This is a genomic window from Marininema halotolerans, from assembly GCF_900116235.1.
GTDB lineage: Bacteria > Bacillota > Bacilli > Thermoactinomycetales > DSM-45169 > Marininema > Marininema halotolerans.
Window position 1 is genome coordinate 116,153 of the sequence record NZ_FPAA01000009.1, and the last position, 17,911, is coordinate 134,063.

Annotated in this window: 16 protein-coding genes and 2 tRNA genes; 1 reads left to right on the forward strand and 17 read right to left on the reverse strand. The window is 46.8% G+C overall.

The window, feature by feature from the left end; genetic code table 11:
• Positions 1-90 precede the first annotated feature (90 nt).
• Positions 91-867, reverse strand: coding sequence for a type III pantothenate kinase (locus CHX35_RS12540; protein ID WP_176392068.1), 777 nt, complete (start codon positions 865-867; stop codon positions 91-93).
• 497 nt (positions 868-1,364) lie between these two features.
• On the opposite strand from CHX35_RS12540, the gene CHX35_RS12545 reads away from it, so the two are divergent.
• Complete coding sequence (locus tag CHX35_RS12545) at positions 1,365-2,516, forward strand: S8 family peptidase (RefSeq protein ID WP_091837926.1); 1,152 nt, start codon at positions 1,365-1,367, stop codon at positions 2,514-2,516.
• A gap of 736 nt (positions 2,517-3,252) precedes the next feature.
• Here CHX35_RS12545 and ftsH read toward each other — a convergent pair.
• From ftsH to CHX35_RS12620, 16 genes are all read right to left on the reverse strand, one after another.
• Positions 3,253-5,217, reverse strand: coding sequence for an ATP-dependent zinc metalloprotease FtsH (gene ftsH / locus CHX35_RS12550; RefSeq protein ID WP_091837928.1), 1,965 nt, complete (start codon positions 5,215-5,217; stop codon positions 3,253-3,255).
• Between the two features lie 66 nt (positions 5,218-5,283).
• The gene (hpt, locus tag CHX35_RS12555) at positions 5,284-5,829 is read right to left on the reverse strand and encodes a hypoxanthine phosphoribosyltransferase (protein WP_091837930.1); all 546 of its coding nucleotides are present in this window, start codon (positions 5,827-5,829) and stop codon (positions 5,284-5,286) included.
• Between the two features lie 55 nt (positions 5,830-5,884).
• A complete protein-coding gene (tilS, locus tag CHX35_RS12560) occupies positions 5,885-7,291 on the reverse strand; it encodes a tRNA lysidine(34) synthetase TilS (RefSeq protein ID WP_176392069.1) in 1,407 nt (468 codons plus the stop codon).
• A 167-nt stretch (positions 7,292-7,458) separates the two neighbouring features.
• The gene (gene spoIIE, locus CHX35_RS12565; RefSeq protein ID WP_176392070.1) at positions 7,459-9,918 is read right to left on the reverse strand and encodes a stage II sporulation protein E; all 2,460 of its coding nucleotides are present in this window, start codon (positions 9,916-9,918) and stop codon (positions 7,459-7,461) included.
• A 160-nt stretch (positions 9,919-10,078) separates the two neighbouring features.
• Positions 10,079-10,225: a hypothetical protein gene (locus CHX35_RS17600; protein ID WP_176392071.1), complete on the reverse strand. Its 147-nt coding sequence runs from the start codon at positions 10,223-10,225 to the stop codon at positions 10,079-10,081.
• A gap of 75 nt (positions 10,226-10,300) precedes the next feature.
• Complete coding sequence (locus CHX35_RS12570; RefSeq protein WP_176392072.1) at positions 10,301-10,807, reverse strand: ribonuclease FAU-1 family protein; 507 nt, start codon at positions 10,805-10,807, stop codon at positions 10,301-10,303.
• Between the two features lie 150 nt (positions 10,808-10,957).
• A tRNA-Met gene (locus CHX35_RS12575) sits at positions 10,958-11,034 on the reverse strand.
• A gap of 64 nt (positions 11,035-11,098) precedes the next feature.
• Positions 11,099-11,173, reverse strand: a tRNA-Met gene (locus CHX35_RS12580).
• A 117-nt stretch (positions 11,174-11,290) separates the two neighbouring features.
• Positions 11,291-12,526: an exo-beta-N-acetylmuramidase NamZ family protein gene (locus CHX35_RS12585; RefSeq protein WP_091837937.1), complete on the reverse strand. Its 1,236-nt coding sequence runs from the start codon at positions 12,524-12,526 to the stop codon at positions 11,291-11,293.
• Between the two features lie 215 nt (positions 12,527-12,741).
• Positions 12,742-13,089: a hypothetical protein gene (locus tag CHX35_RS12590; protein WP_091837939.1), complete on the reverse strand. Its 348-nt coding sequence runs from the start codon at positions 13,087-13,089 to the stop codon at positions 12,742-12,744.
• A 70-nt stretch (positions 13,090-13,159) separates the two neighbouring features.
• A complete protein-coding gene (gene yabQ, locus CHX35_RS12595) occupies positions 13,160-13,762 on the reverse strand; it encodes a spore cortex biosynthesis protein YabQ (RefSeq protein WP_091837940.1) in 603 nt (200 codons plus the stop codon).
• Positions 13,759-14,052: a sporulation protein YabP gene (gene yabP / locus CHX35_RS12600; RefSeq protein ID WP_091837942.1), complete on the reverse strand. Its 294-nt coding sequence runs from the start codon at positions 14,050-14,052 to the stop codon at positions 13,759-13,761. Before yabP ends, yabQ begins: the two co-directional genes overlap by 4 nt.
• 73 nt (positions 14,053-14,125) lie before the next feature.
• Positions 14,126-14,404, reverse strand: coding sequence for an RNA-binding S4 domain-containing protein (locus CHX35_RS12605; protein WP_091837944.1), 279 nt, complete (start codon positions 14,402-14,404; stop codon positions 14,126-14,128).
• Positions 14,405-14,406: 2 nt separating this feature from the next.
• Complete coding sequence (locus CHX35_RS12610; protein ID WP_091837945.1) at positions 14,407-14,679, reverse strand: HU family DNA-binding protein; 273 nt, start codon at positions 14,677-14,679, stop codon at positions 14,407-14,409.
• A gap of 88 nt (positions 14,680-14,767) precedes the next feature.
• Complete coding sequence (gene yabN / locus CHX35_RS12615; protein WP_091837947.1) at positions 14,768-16,228, reverse strand: bifunctional methyltransferase/pyrophosphohydrolase YabN; 1,461 nt, start codon at positions 16,226-16,228, stop codon at positions 14,768-14,770.
• Positions 16,229-16,242: 14 nt separating this feature from the next.
• Entirely contained in the window at positions 16,243-17,871 is a 1,629-nt protein-coding gene (locus CHX35_RS12620) for a putative polysaccharide biosynthesis protein (RefSeq protein WP_245838810.1), read from the reverse strand.
• Positions 17,872-17,911 lie beyond the last annotated feature (40 nt).

Below are 17,911 nucleotides of genomic sequence, written 5' to 3' on the forward strand. Positions count from 1 at the left end.
AATGGATCGTTCTTATGATCTCCATCGTGTTTGCAATTGTGCAAGAGGGGTACATTTTCTTTCAAAGGCAATCGTTTTTACTTAGAAAGATCAGGAGTAACTCCCGGAATTTCGCTGATAAATCAGATTGAGTCCTTCTAATGTCAAGAAAGGAGCCACTTCATCAATCATCTTTGTATCTTCACAAATCAACTCAGCCAACCCACCGGTTGCCACGACCGTCGGGCGTTCTGTCAGTTGCCCTTTCATCCGACTAACAATGCCATCGACTGCACCGACATAACCAAAATAAACACCCGCCTGAATCGCTTTAACCGTGTTTCGCCCCACAACACTGTCAGGACGAACAATCTCGACCCGAGTTAATTGGGATGCATGTTGATAGAGCGCTTCGGTAGAAACTTGTATGCCAGGGGTAATCGCTCCCCCGATATAGCGACTTTTTTCATCGATCAAGCAAAACGTAGTTGCGGTACCAAAGTCAACGACAATCGTAGGTGCTCCAAATCGTTCAATCGCAGCAACCGAATTGACGATCCGATCCGTTCCTACTTCGCGTGGTGTTTCATATTGAATGTTAAGTCCGGTCTTCACTCCAGGCCCCACAATCAGCGGTGCACGATGAAAGTATTTGTGGATCAAGGTCTTCAACACATAAGTAAGAGGGGGCACGACAGAACAAATGGCGACACCCTTTATTCCATGAAAATCCACACCCACATGGGCAAATAAACTTTTCAAGCGCATGCCATATTCATCTTCTGTCGCACGACGGTCCGTATGAATCCGCCAGTGATGCAACAATTCAGCACCTTGGTACAAACCTAAAACAATATGGGTATTCCCAACATCCATTACCATCAACACGACGCTCCACCTGCTTTTCCAAAAAAAGTCCAACTTCATCATAGCAATGCCCAGAAGGGAATTCAAATTGCTCAAATCACGCGAAATCATGCGGAATTCACTAGGAATTTCGACTTTAATTCCATTAGAAAACAGACTAGAATTTTACATATTAACTCCTTTATTATTACATAATAACCCAATTAATAAGCGGGTTATTCCTGACTCCATTACATGGATTTCTATACCAACCAACGAACAATCCAATGCAACCTATTGGAACCCATCACGTTAAACCCTTGGTAATACAGTATTTACACTGAAAAACACCGATGAAAGGGTTTACAATCGCGATTCTTTCAGACTTTTCACGATACCTGTTAAACCCAATAAAAAGCGATTAATAGTTATTTTTTTAATTTAATTATCTCAAAATTGTTGAAAAATAAAATAAACAATTTACAATAAGAAACTATCAACCACTTTAACGTGGTACAACAACAACAAGGAGTGATTTGATGAAGAAGACCGCTATTATTGTTTCTGCAATCGTACTTTCCGCGGGCGTTCTTACCACCCTGGCTCAGGTCAATGCGCAAACTCCGGAGAAATCTTCGGAAATCATCGTAAAATACAAAAATGGTGCGACCAGCTCCAAAATGACAGCACTTAATGATTCCGTTGAAGCAAAAGTGACTGGTGGTAGCAAAAAACTGGACTTCCAAACCGTCAAGGTGGAAGGTTCCGCGAAGGATGCTATCAAAAAGTATGAGAAAGATCCGAATGTTGCCTATGCAGAGAAGAAGATCATCTTTAAAGCAACTGCTGAAGAGCCCAATGATACTGACTATTCCAAACAATATGGTCCTCAACTCTTAAAAGCTCCTGAGGCTTGGGATACCACCAAGGGTAGCAAAGACATTAAAGTTGCTGTTGTGGATACGGGAGTCGACTACTCTCACCCTGAGCTTGAAGGGAAAGTAGAAAAAGGCGGCGACTACATCAACAACGATGAAGATCCAATGGATGACCAAGGACATGGTACTCACTGTGCTGGGGTTATCGGCGCAATTGCTAATAACAACGAAGGGATCGCTGGGATCGCACCTGAAGTCACCATCTATGCTGTAAAAGTGTTGGGTGCTGATGGTAGTGGTGACAACGAAACCGTAGCTAAAGGGATCCAAGATGCAGCCGATGCGGGTGCAAGCGTAATCAGCCTCAGCCTCGGTTCTCCTGAGAAATCTCAAGTCGTTGAAGATGCTGTAAACTACGCTTCTGAAAAAGGTGCAGTCGTTGTAGCAGCTGCTGGTAACGATGGTTCTTCCACACCTAGCTATCCAGGTGGGTCTGAAAAAGCAATCGGTGTCGGTGCAACGGATCAGAACGATGCAAAAGCTGATTTCTCCAACTACGGCGCTGACTGGGTTGATGTTGCTGCTCCTGGCGTAGACATCCTCTCCACAGTTCCTGGTGGTAAGTATGAAGAAATGTCCGGTACCTCCATGGCAACTCCTCATGTAGCTGGCGTAGCTGGTTTGGTAGCTTCTACTGGTAAAAAAGGTGATGAAATCCGTGAAGCGATTGAAAGCACCACAGACAAAGTAGACGGAACTGGTTCCGACTGGAAATACGGTCGTGTAAACGCTGCTGCTGCAGTACAACAGTAAGTAAAAAACACATACATTTATTGACGGGGAAAGCTCATCCTGCTTTCCCCTTTTTTATCAAAGAGAGAATCGTTCTTCCTTCTTTCCTGGTAGTACGTACCCCCATGAACCCTTGCTACACGACAACGACTGCACAGGACTAGTTAAGGAGAAAGAACGATAGAAGGAACCCAAGACCATCGCTTCACAGCAAACCATATACAAAAAATCAAAAACTCCCGGTTAACACTTGAAACATGAAAGTGGTGACCGGGAGTTTTGTTTCACCTCACCTAAGAATTTGTCTAGGAATAATGAACTAGATTACACGATATGGACCCCATACTCACGAAGCTTTCGAAACATCCTGGATTCCATATCCTCAAAAGAAAAAATCATTAATGAATGAGTCAGCCTGATTCATCCTAGCGGAAACTACCATCAACCCAAGGAAATTGCTATGGACAAGGAAGCTGATGTGATGGATGTTCAAAATAAACTGGGCATAACGATATCGGATTTGCTGTGGTATATCCCATGGCACCCGAAGTTGCTAGAATACTAGCCATAAGGGTTTTTGAAGAGAAATACCGGACCGTTTCTCTTACAAGGTGGTTGTCCCTAAAAGCTTCTCCCAAGGGCTCCTACCCCCCATTTTGACTCCACTCACATCCTGCTGAAAAACAAAGTCCAGCGTGAGAAAAAGACACACAAAAAGGGATGCCCGTTATGGGCATCCCTTTTTGTGTGTTCCCCTTTATTCATCCTTAGGATCTTCCGGTTTTTTACCATCTACATCCTGTTCCAACGGTCCAGGTGCTGGTTCTTCACCTTTTTCGTCCTTCCCTTGAATGTTCACTGATACATCGGAGTCAGTCTCAATTGGTTTATCCAATTTCCCATTCTCCATCAGCTGTTTAATCTCATCCACATCCAAGGTTTCCTTTTTATAAAGGGTTTGTGCAACCAACTCAAGAACATCCCGTTTTTCCGTCAGGATTTCTTTCGCTTTGTTGTAACAAGCCGTAATCATTTCTTGCATTTCTTGATCGATCTCATAGGCAACAGCGTCTGAGTAGTTTTGTTCCGAATTGAAATCGCGGCCCAGGAAGACTTGACCTCCCTGGTTCCTGCCAAATTGCATCGGAGCCAAACGACTACTCATACCGTATTCCGTAATCATGCTGCGAACAATGGCTGTCGCTTTTTCGAAGTCATTATGAGCGCCTGTACTGATCTCATTAAAGACGACTTCTTCAGCAGCTCGACCACCTAAGAGTCCCGTTACCCGATCCAAAAGCTCACTTTTGGTCATCAAGAAACGATCTTCCTTCGGTAACATCACCACGTAGCCACCTGCTTGCCCACGGGGGACAACCGTAATCTTATGCACCGTATCAGCGTGTTCAAGGAAATAACCGACGACAGCATGACCACCTTCGTGGTAGATGATCGTCTTCTTCTCTTGTTCGCTAATCACACGGGATTTTTTCTCCGGTCCAGCAATAACACGGTCGATGGCTTCTTCGATCTCTGCCATCGTTATCTTTTTCTTTTGTCGACGAGCCGTCAAGAGAGCGGCTTCATTCAACAGGTTCTCAAGATCAGCACCTGTAAATCCAGTGGTACGTTGAGCGATCTTGTCAAGTCGCACCTCATCATCAAGGGGCTTATTACGCGCGTGTACTTTAAGAACAGCTTCCCGACCCACCACATCGGGGCGGTTAACAGTAATTTGACGGTCAAATCGACCCGGACGCAACAAGGCAGGGTCAAGAATATCGGGGCGGTTGGTCGCAGCAATCATAATGATTCCTTCGTTGGCACCAAACCCGTCCATCTCAACGAGAAGTTGGTTCAAGGTTTGCTCCCGTTCGTCATGACCACCACCGAGACCGGCTCCACGTTGGCGACCCACTGCATCAATTTCATCGATGAAAATAATGCAAGGTGCATTTTTCTTCGCTTGCTCAAAAAGATCGCGAACACGGGATGCACCCACCCCGACAAACATTTCTACAAAGTCGGAACCACTGATACTGAAGAAGGGTACACCTGCTTCACCAGCAACTGCACGAGCAATTAAGGTTTTCCCTGTCCCAGGAGGTCCAACGAGAAGCACACCCTTAGGAATACGTGCGCCCACCGCCGCAAACTTCCGTGGATCCTTCAAGAAATCAACGACCTCAACTAACTCCGCCTTCTCTTCATCCGCACCTGCAACATCACCGAAGGTCACTTTCTTCTTCTCTTCATTGTACATCTTGGCCTTCGATTTCCCGAAGTTCATGACACGGTTCCCGCCACCCTGAGCCTGATTCATCAAGAAGAAGAATAGCAACAGAATGATGATAAAGGGAATGATCGAAGTAAAGAAAGTAAGCCAAAGGGATTGACCCTTCGATGGATTAAATTTCGTTTTCGTGCCAAATTTCTTATCGGCATCTTCTAAATCAGCAACAACATTACTACCTACCGAATAAGGCCCGTTGGTGATAAACGTCTTTTTCGGATCGGATTTATACTTACCTTCAATGTGATATGTGTTACCCTCCGGACGTACAGTAACTTCAGAGATTTGTCCAGAGGACAGTTTCTTCTGGTAATTGGTATAGGTTAACTCGTCTGTCCCCGTCCCTTGGTTGTATACAATGTTTACAATCCCGACGCAGACAAGGATGAGGATAATATATAATCCGGAGTTCCGGAAGATGCTTTTCATCCTTGACCTCCTCTCAAGATACCACTTTCATCATTTTACCATAGCGAAAATGGGGTCACAACTCACTCAAACTGGATCCGTGTAGATCTCTTTTTTCAATACACCAATGTAAGGAAGGTTGCGGTACTTCTCCACGTAATCTAGCCCATATCCTACAACAAAGGCGTCAGGAACTTGAAAGCCTGAGTAGTCCGGTTTCAGACCGGTAGTACGACGACTTGGTTTATCTAATAGTGTAACCACTTTCGTGGAGGCGGCATTCCTCCCTTGCAATAGTTCCAGTAGATAACTTAACGTTAAGCCACTGTCGATGATATCCTCGATCACGAGAACGTGACGGTCTTCAACTGGCGTATCCAAATCTTTAATAATCCGAACAACCCCAGAGGATTGCGTCGATGCACCGTAGCTTGAAACCGCCATAAAATCCATCTCCAGGTAGGTGTCAATCTGACGCACCAGATCAGCCATGAAAGGAGCAGCACCTTTTAACACACAAATACACAATGGGTTTTTCCCTTTATAGTCACGTGTTAGTAGCTCGCCCAACTCTTTCACTTTACTCTGGATCGCTTCTTCGGAATATAAGATCTCTTGGATGTCATCATGCATGGGGGAACCTCCTGAACGAAATATGTATGCAGTGCAACCGCGATGCCTACTCTACTCAACTACTCCATTTCCAGGATAGGGTAAGGTATGTTTTGGTATCTTGATCAACTGGTGCCCACTGAGAATGGACAAGCCCTGGGATCCAAATAATCTCATCTCCGTGAAAGACGAAGGGGATGGAATCCCTTTCTCGCTTCGGTACCTTGGCATCAATCAAAATATCCTTTACCTTCTTCCTACCATGAAGACCCTTCGGCCACATTCGGTCACCAGGACGACGGGATCGCACCGTTAATGCACCTTGCAATTGTTCCCGGTCAAAAACGGCATAATCCATTCCATGCTCCACAGAAACCGGTTGAGTACTCGTCCAAGCACGGAAAGTGCCTTGAGGTAGCTCAGTCCTACCCGGAATTTGCAGGGGCAACGGGGACGAAAAAGGGGGGTAGTAGGGGATGGATCGCTCCTGGGATTTCCTAAATAGATGAAGCCAACCGTACTCCCGTTCCGCTTTCATCTCCCCAGGTAGATGAAGCGACGCCGCGGGGTTGGATCCGATTATTACACTTCGAATCCCTTCTACAGCTTGGTGGGTCGAAAGATTTGTTTCTTTTTTCACAAGACAATTTAATATTAGTTTAATCACCCTTCTTTGTAAAGCAATATCCAAGGCAGTCAAGCGTTGAATATCGAGGGTAATCCATCCGTCCCTCTCACTTACCACAACTTCTGCCCTCGCCTGCTCCTCCAGCACTTGCCAATGAAGCGATTCTGCTTGGGCAAGTTTGGACAATTGCAGGATGGAATCACGAACACGCGGGTTGTAGGTGGCTAACATGGGTAATAACTCTAGACGAACCCGGTTTCTAGTAAACTGAATGTCCTGATTGCTGGCATCCTCTCGGGGAGTTAGTCCATTTTCCAAGCAGTAAGCCTCAATCGCTTCCCGCGATACCCCCAACAAAGGGCGAACAAGCTGGATGTCCCTCCATGGACGAAGGAGTGGAATACCCACCAAACCCGCTGGAGACGTTCCCCGCAAAATTCGCATCAATACGGTTTCCACCTGGTCATCTGCCTGATGAGCCAGGGCAAGTACATCCACCGCTTGTTGTTTCGCTATACGTGCAAAAGCGTCATACCGCATTTTTCGTGCGAGCTCCTGCTTATTGCCCCCCTGCTCCCTTAACGCCCCTTTGACGTCTACATGTTCTACAAAGACAGCAATCCCCCACCGCTTTGCGGTCTGCACCACAAATTGTGCATCCGCTTCACTTTCCGCCCCCCGCAGACCATGTTCCACATGGATCGCTGTTAACCGCCATTGATAATCGTGGGCTAGCTCCTTTAATCCATGGAGCAATGCAAGGGAATCTGCCCCCCCAGAAACCCCCACCATCACATGACTTCCTCCCGGAAGTAAGTGATGTTCATCGATCCATCGCTTCATCTCTTGTAACACGTTCAACCCCACCCCATGAATAGCAATAAAACCCGGGGGATCCATCCCCGGGTAATATACCCCGCTTCGTCCATTTCAAGCATAAACTTTCCCCCTGAAATCTTACTGACAATTGTAATCTTTTTTTCTCCCTGATTCAATTTTTGGTGCTTTCTAACTTACAAACGTCACAATCCTGCCACATGCTTCCGTGAAAGGCGCCCCACGCCCGGCATGCGAATCGTTGCCCACTCAGGTACATGTCGCTCGACTCGTGCCACAAGGACTGTCATATCATCATCGATTTCCCCCTCGTGATGACGTACCACCTTTTCTAATAAACAATCGGCAAACCCTTGAGGATCTTTTGTATCAATATCCGCAATCAGACGTTTTAAATGTGCTTCCCGATTGGACATAAAGCGGGGTGCATCATAAATCCCATCGGTTACCATGATCAATAGATCCCCAGGCATCAACTCCATATCCAACGCATCCACTTCAATATTGCGTAATATGCCAAGGGGTGGATTTCCCGCCGATACGCCAATCACCTCATTTCCCCGCTTGATAAATCCTGGGGTGGAACCGATTTTTAGAAAGCGAGAGTTTGCCGAATTTAAATCGATCATCGCCAGATCAATCGTAGCAAACATCTCGTCCGTCGAGCGTAGGCTGAGAATGGAATTGATGGTGGTCACCGCCTTTTCTTCATCCATTCCCGCCATTAACAACTGTTTAAGCAAAGCTAACGCTGCACTTGATTCTTCTTGGGCCCGGGTTCCGTTTCCCATCCCATCGCTTAAAGCGACAGCGAATTTCCCAGTCCCCACGTTCATGGAGCAATAGCTATCCCCCGAAAGCCATTGCCCTCCCTTCGCTGCTCCTGCTGCCCCTGTCTTAATTTCAAAGCGCTGTGCCGATCCAAGTGTGACAGAGGTGCCTGCAGATCGCCCCTGGACCATTTTTCGTTGAACCGTAATCGGCTCGCCCACAATCTCAGTCAGCAACGGTGCAACCAATTTGTGACACTCATCCAACGCATCACTATGAGGCATAACGACTTCAATTTCCACCCTACCCTCCTCTAAATTGATCACTTCAACACGTTGAATTGAAAGTCCTAAGTCTTCAAGCGCCTGATGAATTTGCTCCTCTTGGGCTGCCATCACCTGGGTTTCGGTTCGAATTTCCTTGGCCAGATCCGCCATGACCCCTGAAACGCCATCCAGTTGCTCGGAGACCAACCGTTTCGACTCTTTCATCCGCTCTCGCCACAACAAATCCTGTTCATAGGAGGCATACTCCTCTTGAATTAGCTCGAGGACCCGTTCTCCTTTCACACAGTGATCGGACCAAGAACGCGGGATGCTGATCGGCTCCTCCACCCCATTCATTTCCACGCGCGCCATCAGATCCGTCATCCCATTGTAAGTGGCAACAAAATTTTTCTCCCAGCACTGCCGATATAAATGGCAGGACTTACAGGAGCGCTCTGCCACTTCATCAATGAAGCGGTTCATATGATTTTCATCCTTACGCATCGCTCGATTGGCATCTTCACGAAAGCTTTTCGATAATTCACTAAACAACTCTTGGAATTGTTCCACCTTCGTAGCCGTTACGTCACGTAGACGACGAACATACTCCTGCTGAGATGCCTCATTTTCTGACGTTCCAGGGATAAATCGCCCCATTGCTTGTAACACCCATCTAGGTGTCATCAGGAAGAGAATCATCGCAAGCACCGATTCCCGCAAGGACGTCCAAATCTCAGCCATCCCCCCACTATACAGGGCCAAGATCGAGGTTCCTAGCAAAAACCCCAGTGCAACTCCCCACCGTTTTCCTTCGCGAAACAATCCCGCTAATAGACCCGCAAAGGCAAGCAAACCGATTTGGGTGAGTGCCTTCGCATCGGACAAGCTCATAATCATCCCGGTTACCACACCCACTGAAGCGCCAAGCATTCCCCCACCTGCTAGCGCTAATAGCATGATGAGATAGCGAGAAACTACGTTGATCACCGACATATCAGCAATATTCCATCCGAGTGTTCCAGTCACAACTGAGCTTGCTAAGATCACCAAACAGATAATTTCTTCATGTCGGAGCGAAAATTTTCGCCTTCGAACCGTGAAGAGCGGAAGAGATTGAACAAAGATAAAGGTGAGGATGAATGAAAGTAAAATATCCACACCCGCCATGATCCCTCCATAAGGGGTCCAACCTTCTAAGTAAAGGCGAAGCAGGTGGGCCCCTACGCTGGTAGCCAACACCACAAAGGGCGAATAATTGAGTTGCCCCTTTCCCATGAGGGTAAAAAGCTTTTGCATCATAAGCAACCAGATAAGAACACCTGTAATCCAAGCCACTTGGGTTAATCCAAGGGTCGACGCTCCCAAAATAAGAGCAATCATCGCCAGTGGCCATTGCCTTCGATAAAGATGCATAATCACCCCCATGTAGGCCACCGCGAAAGGGGAGACAGTGTCTAATATCATCGCTCTGCCTAATAAAAAACCCATGATAAGTACAGGAATATTCCACGATGCGATTAACTTAAGTCTTCGTCTGGATGTCTCTTGTTTCTCTTTGACATTTGGTCGACTCATTACCGATCCCAATTGCGAAAGCCACGTTTGCATGTTCATCCACCCCTTGTCCGATTCGTGTGGCTCTGATTATAGCGGGGATGAGGTCGATAAGTTTGTCACAATGACTGCTAATTTAAAAAAAGTTTCCGACAATTTATCATTCTCGTTTTGATCTTGATTGCTCATATGGAAGAAAGAAAAAATCCCACCTTTATAGACGCACAAACATTCCCCTCTCTTCTCGAATTTCACGTGGCAACCCGTGTCCCACTCTGTCGATGAGACACGAAAACCTCCCTTCTGCGACAAAACTGGTGAAAAAAACATCTTTTTCAAACCAACGGATGACAAAAATCATAAAAAAAAACCACCTAGTTATCAGGCGGTTTCACGATCACAACCACAGAATCCTTACGGATTGCATCATCCGCTATTAGGAATCGTTCATCCTGTTCGCTTTTGTTTGCGAGGAGTCCGAAAGGGAAAACATGGTAGCTTCGTGGATATATCGCGGAATAAAGGTACGGTTGGTCTGCATTCGAATCATTTTATCAAGGGTTTGTAAGGTGTGTACTTGCTGCCTTTTTTTTAATTGCCCTTTTTCAATCGCATGGGAAAACTCATCAACATCGATCAGATGGTAGCGACCATCTGGGTAGACGATCAAGTCAAGCAAAAGATCGACCATTACGTATCGGAGTCTCCCCACCTGGCGCATCTCCATGACATCACAGTAATAATAGAGGAATTCCCCTGATTTAAGAAATACCTTGGAGATGGTATACCCCTTCTTCACGAAGTACCAGGTAAGAAAAATCCGTTTTCCGTCAGGGTTGGCGTACTGGGTAGCAAAGCAGTGACGTCCCCGCCAATCCCGTACCAACTCAGTGTAGGTCTTATTGATCGTCGTGAATTTGATCTTTTTTATGGATACATCCACAATACCACTCCTACACCTGCTGTTTACACAGCAAGCCGGCCTCATCATTTAGGATTCCCTTACAGTGGATCTCCCAACCCAGGAGTCCCTCTCAAGGTAAATAAAAAAAGGCGAATGTTTCCCTGAATTGGGGATCAACCTCGCCTTCCTTGGTAGCGGCGGAGGGTCTCGAACCCCCAACCTTACGGGTATGAACCGTACGCTCTAACCAGTTGAGCTACGCCGCCACATTCAAAAGGGGAGGGCAGAATGTAGAAACTTACCTGCTACCCTTCCCCTTTGGTTTTCATTTGGTTGCGGGGGCAGGATTTGAACCTGCGACCTTCGGGTTATGAGCCCGACGAGCTACCCCTGCTCCACCCCGCGTCATTCCTGAGCACAAATATGATTATACAAAGAACCCTACGGAATGTCAACAATTTTTATGCGAAATCTCTCCTGCTTTAAATTGCCCGGGAAATGGATGGATAATACCAACGATTATTAATAAAGGAGATAAGGTTTGCGCAGGTGTTTGAAGGGTTCTAATTCTCTTTTGAAAATTACTTCCATCGCATGGGCTGATTCACCCTGATCCATCCCTTTTCGAACCCGATCGGAACCCGTTAACTTATCAATCCAATAGTTATCCCCATCTTTGCGCCATGCAAAATCCTCTGGGTACAGCTCTTTTACGGTTTGAATAATCGTAAGTCCTGTTAGTACTGGGCGGAATCTATCTGAATCCGTAACGTATATCTGTATCCCTTTCACTGTTTCTCCTTGATACTTGGAGAAGGTGGGTGTAAACGCCGCCTCGCGGAATGCGACTCCAGGCAACTTCGCTTTGTTCAATTGCTCCGCCAGTTCCCACCCCCTAATATAAGGCGCACCCATTAATTCAAAGGGACGAGTCGACCCTCTCCCTTCTGAAAGATTAGTCCCTTCAATCATTCCCGTTCCTGGGTACACCTGTGCCGTTTCCACCGTTGGCATATTTGGAGAGGGCGGAACCCATGGGAGATGGGTATCAGAATAGCCATCCTTCCGATGCCACCCCTTCATACGTACGACTTGTAACTTGGGTTTATGGGTCAAAAATTCCCCCCGAAACAGTTGCGCCAATTCCCCCACTGTCATCCCGTGGCGTTGCGGAATGGGATAAAGACCGACAAAGGATTGATAGGATGGATCAAGTACGGGACCCTCCATGTGTATTCCGTCAATCGGGTTGGGACGATCCAAGACCATGAAAGGCTTGCCTGCTTGGGCTGCTGCCTCCATCGCATAAGCCATGGTGTAGATATAGGTGTAATAGCGGGTTCCTACATCTTGAATATCAAAAATCAATACGTCTACACCATCAAAAAGCGGGATCATCTCCTCCGGTTTTTTTCCATATAGATTGATAAAAGGAAGACCTGTCCGAGGATCTTCAAAGGAACCCGGTGTGTCACCTGCCTGTTCAGTTCCACGGACCCCATGTTCTGGTCCGTATACTTTTTGGACGTCGATTCCTTGTCGAAGCATTGCATCTAACCCATGTTCATAGGAGGCAGTGATTCCGGTTGGATTGGTAATGAGTCCGACTCGTTTCCCTTCAACGAGGTTGGGATGTTCCAACAAGACTTGTAAACCCGTCTTTACATCCCCTTTATTTTTGGGCTTTCCACTGGCCCCTGTTGCAAGTACTCCTCCTATTAATAGCACTGCCAACAGGCCGATCCATGACTTCTTCACCTCACCCACCTCCTTGATCGATCTTATTTACATCCTCACGTTTTGTTGCATAGGAATCGATTATTCCACCTCTTGTTTTTTGTACGCTGAGTAGATTTCATCCCCAGGATTCCCTTTATTCTTCGATATCCTATGAAGAAACCCTTTTTCATCACCACACCTCCTGCACAATTAAAAAAGAGCCGCCTACTCCCTAAGAAGTAGATGGCTCTTTTCTATTCATTCGGCCTTTTATAGCCCATTTTTCGCGCGAGACTTTCCATATACCCATCATCTTGGAAAAGCCCCATCTCTTCCTTCAACCGATTTTTTTTCTCCTTTAAAGCATCCCGATCCTTCACCTTGGCTGCTAAGGCAACTTCTGCCTCAGCAATGTGTGAGGATTGAATCCATAGCTGGGAACCACTCCATAAGAAGACACCCGCCATCACCACCAACCACAGTCTCCGTCGCCGACGAACACCACGAGGTAATGGAAGGCGACGACCAGACGCCTCTTCCCGACCGGGTTGAGAAGGGCGATCCGGTCGGATGGAAACCACCTTCGAACCTTGATCTAGCATCAATATCCCCCTCATTAAACCGATCGGGTAGCTGATCAGAAGAGAGCCCCTCTCCTCATCGGTCGATCGGTTATTCTTTCTTATCATCGGTGTCATCGTCCTGATTGGGATGATGAAAACGATGGTAGAGCCACTTGCTTCCATGGACAATCGGACGCCACGCGGGAGCCGTGTACTCCTGAATCCATCTACCCAAAGGCGCAAAAAGACGCCCAACCGGGGTAAGGAGCCAAAGAATGAAACGTATCAACCCCCAGAAGAGACGAACAAGTCCCTTCATAAGACGGAGAACAAGTCTCCAGCAGGTGATGAAGGGAACCCAAAGGGTCAATACAAACACACGAATCACCAACCGAATCGTATACTCCACCACATTCAAAAGCCATTGAATGACCTTTGTGATCAGGCGACTAAACCAATAATAATAGACGACCCAGCCCAATATCACAGCGATAAAGACGGTAAATCGCAACTCTCCCCAGTTGCTCCAAAGCAATAAACTAAAGACTAGAAGCGCCGTTGCGATCCAATATAAGAGATCGATGAGGGAGATCACCCAGCCCTGCAGACGGAATCGGCGTGCGAGAATCCGGTATGCATCCAGTAACATGCCCATAAACCAACCGGATCCCAGCATCACCCCCATGGTTGCCCACTGGGTGAACAGGGTCACTTGAACAACCTACTTAGTAGGGATTTCGTTTTTATGCCACGCGAACTACCATCATCCAAGTAGCTCATTTCATAGAACTCCCCAAGTATTGAAACCCGACCGGCATCCAAGTCGAGGTTTTTAATATGCAAATTATTTCCGCGAATCCCCAAATAACCACATTCCGTCTGTAGCAAGAACTCTTCACTGTCGAAGCTCTCCACTCCAAGAACTCCCGATACATCCATCGTATTACGACCCGTCATCACCACTTCATGAGCGGATGAGTGGGTATACGTCTCCTCGATCATGGGCATGTACCTCCTTTTGGTACATGCTTATGATCAAGGACCTATTTTAGAACAGATCCACAGAAATGGACGGTCAACCCTTTGTTTTCTCAATCGCATCCGATGCCCCTTGCTCCAGAAGGGTATACAACTCTGCTGCTTCATTTTTTTTCGTTGTTTCCCGCAAACTTTCCACACGTACCTTCACCGTCTGATTACCAAAGCGAAGGGTTAGTTCATCTCCCACAGCAACATCGGCGCCCGCCTTTGCTGCCTTGCCATTCACATCAACTCGACCTTGATCACATACTTCTTTGGCGAGTGTCCGTCGTTTAACAAGTCGGGAGACTTTCAGAAATTTATCCAGACGCATGGTTACTTAACTGCTTCCTTCAACTTCGATCCGGCTTTAAATGCTGGAACATTTGATTCAGGAATCGTGATCGCTTTACCGGTTTGCGGGTTACGGCCATTGCGACTGGAACGTTTACGTGTTTCAAAGGTGCCAAAGCCTATTAATTGCACTTTATCGCCTGTCTCTAATGCACCTGTCACTTCATCAACAAATCCATTAATTACTTTTTCGACGTCTTTTTTAGTCAATCCACTCTTTTGTGAAATGGCATCAACAAGATCTTGTTTATTCATATTCAATAACCTCCCTTAATTTCCCGTGTGGGGATATACCTTCTGGGCTTCTTGGGAAAATCCTTCTTCCCGCGCAGAATTATTCCGCTTAGGCACCGGATTCATTCGCTTTGGCTTCATTCCACCATGCATCCAGCCTCTTTAGGGATAGCGATTTCACTTCATCCCCCTGTTCCTCTGCCCTTTCTTCAATGTAACGAAACCGGCGGGTAAACTTTCGACATGCCGCCATTAGTGCCTGTTCTGGGTCAATTTCCAACCACCGAATAAGGTTCACCACTGAAAATAACAAATCCCCTGCTTCCTCTTCGCGTTCAGCAACGGAAGCGGTCACCAATTCATCCGCTTCTTCAATCAACTTCTCCTTCGCCCCAGTAATATCTGGCCAGTCAAAGCCTACTTTCGCTGCTTTCTTTTGTAACGCAAAGGCTCGTAGTAACGATGGATACGTGGTGGGGATTCCATCGAGAAGTGAAGTTCGGGTGATGCCTTTGCCTTCTTGCTCTTTTATCGCTTCCCATTTCAACAGTACATCTTTTTCTGTCTGGGCAGATTCTTTACCAAACACATGGGGATGCCGCCGGATCAACTTATTTGCCAAAGTGGCAATGACCTCTTGAATATCAAACTCCCCCGATTCACTTCCTATCTGTGCATGAAGGAGTACCTGTAGCAAAACATCTCCTAATTCCTCAGTCATCGCATCGGGATCTTGTTGATCGATGGCTTCCAAGAATTCGTATGCTTCTTCAATTAAATAGGGACGCAGGCTTTCATGGGTTTGTTTCTGATCCCATGGACAACCTTCTGGACTGCGAAGATGCGCCACAATATCAACCACTGCATCAAAACGGCGATATAGCACTTCCTCTGCTGTGGTCGGCGCGATATAAACCGAGGTTAAATCGGTAAAACGCTCTTCATGGTCTAATTGCCATAGAGCGACCTCTTCTATCCGCTCTTCCCCCGCTACCCCTAAGGCGGTTACGACTTGGATGGGATGATCATCAGGATAACTTTCCATTAATGATAGCTTCACCTCTGACGCAGTGAGGCGATCATAGACTTGTGAAATTAATAGATGAAGCCTTGGATCCACTTGATCCCCAGTGAGACTGGTCCCATCCAACAGCATAAAGCCATCATTCGGATCGATTCCCAAGCGACCAAAAGCCGTATCAACAAAGCTTACGCCACCCCGAATATCGATTTGGATACCCTGGGATTCCCCTTGAGTGCGCAAATGTTGAACAGAAGTTTCAGCAACGGTTGGATGCCCAGGTACCGCATACACCAAATTCTGACCCTTGTTGGCTTCTGCCAGCAAGCGATCTGCAATCTCTTGATATACACTGACAAAATCCTGATGTTTTTCATAAATCGCATCAAAGGTTTGAAAGGAGATTCCCTCCTTTACAAGCCAAGGAACGACAGGATGTTTTTCTGTTCGAAAATAAAGATGTTGGGCCTCTTTCATCTGACGCAAACTTCCCAATGATAAATTCTCTTCGTCGCCAGAGCCCAATCCAATTACCGTGATCGTTGCCATTCATCCATCCTCCTTTATGATTGAAATATGCGCAAACGTTTAAGTAGACGGGTCAACCTCGGCCCGATCTTAGGCACCCGTTCCAATTCCAAGGAAGTAAACCCACCAAAGCGGAATAGCGCCAATAAATAAACGATAGCCCCTATGGATACCCCACTTAGGGAAGCAACTGTCATCGTCCCCCGCATCGGAAATGTGGAAGGAATCATCGCTTGAATCCATGTCATAACCACCCAAACTAATCCTCCCATCAATCCAGTCGCTACAAGGATGGAGGCACCTCTTTCTTTAATCCGGAACAGAGGACCAATCGGCCCCCGCAGTGCAGCTATATTTAATAGGGTGGCGACAGCGTAACCGACAACGGTTGCCCATGCGGCCCCCTCAATATCCATCGTCGGTACCCACCATGCATTCAAAAAAAGTTTAACCCCTACACCTATCAGTAGATTGCGAGCCGGTAACATCACTTGCCCCAGCCCTTGTAGGATTCCCGAAGAAGTTAGCCCAAGGGTGGAAAAGAGTGTTGTAAATGCCAAAATGGCTAAGGCACTCGTTCCAGCGTCATCACGAAAAAGCATAATATTTGTTGGCCCTGCCACAACTGCTAAGCCAAGGGAAGCGGGTAAGCCAAATAAAAGGGTTAACCTCATTGCAAGAACCGAACGTTCAATTACACCACGTTGGTCTCCCTTGGCACGCGCTTCAGCAACCGCTGGCACAATCGATAAGGAAAGCGCGGTAGCAAAAAAGGAAGCAAATTGAATTAAGGGTTGTCCCCGATCGTAGATTCCCTTTGCCTCCACCGCAGCAGATGTCTTCCATCCTGCTGCAGTAAGTAAATTGGTCACGGTAAATGAATCGACCAAAGAAAATAGTGGCATCACTAATGCACCTAAGCATACGGGTACTGCCAGCACAAATAACGTATGGATCATCTTTTTAGTAGACCCTAGGGATGTGGAAGGAGTGCTTGCTACCCGATTCGAATCTCGTCTCTTCCACTCCCTGCGGATGGGTCGCCAATAAAATAAAAGCACGATCAACCCTGCAACTGCACCAGTAAACGCGCCAAAAACAGCACCCGCTCCCGCCCATACGACACCGGCACCCACCTTCATCATCCACCAAGCAAGAATGAGAATCGTGAATACCCGCACCAATTGTTCTACCACTTGGGATACGGCAGTTGGGATCATATTCTGGACCCCTTGAAAGAAACCACGGATCACCGACATCAGAGGAACCACCAATAAAGCAAAGGAGACCGCTTGAATCGGACGTGTCAGAAGTTGTTCACTTCCCATCCAGGTTGCGATCCATGGCGCACCAAAAAAGACGAGGAAAAAAAAGAAGATACCGGATGAACTCAGAAGCAATGAAGAAATACGGAAAATTCGTTGTGCTCCCCATTCATCACCCTCAGCCAATCGCTCTGATACCAATTTAGATATCGCAATCGGCACACCTGCTGTTGCAAGGGTTAATAGGGTGCTATATAGCGGGTACACTTGTTGATAAACAAAGAGCCCCTCATTTCCAGTGATGTTTTGATAAGGAATCTTATAAACTGCACTCAATAATTTCGTAATAAAAGCGGCGATTCCTAAAATCGCGGCGCCTTTCAATAGTGATTGCTTCACCAAGGATGTGGGACTCTCCTTTCTAAAATCAGGTGACAAG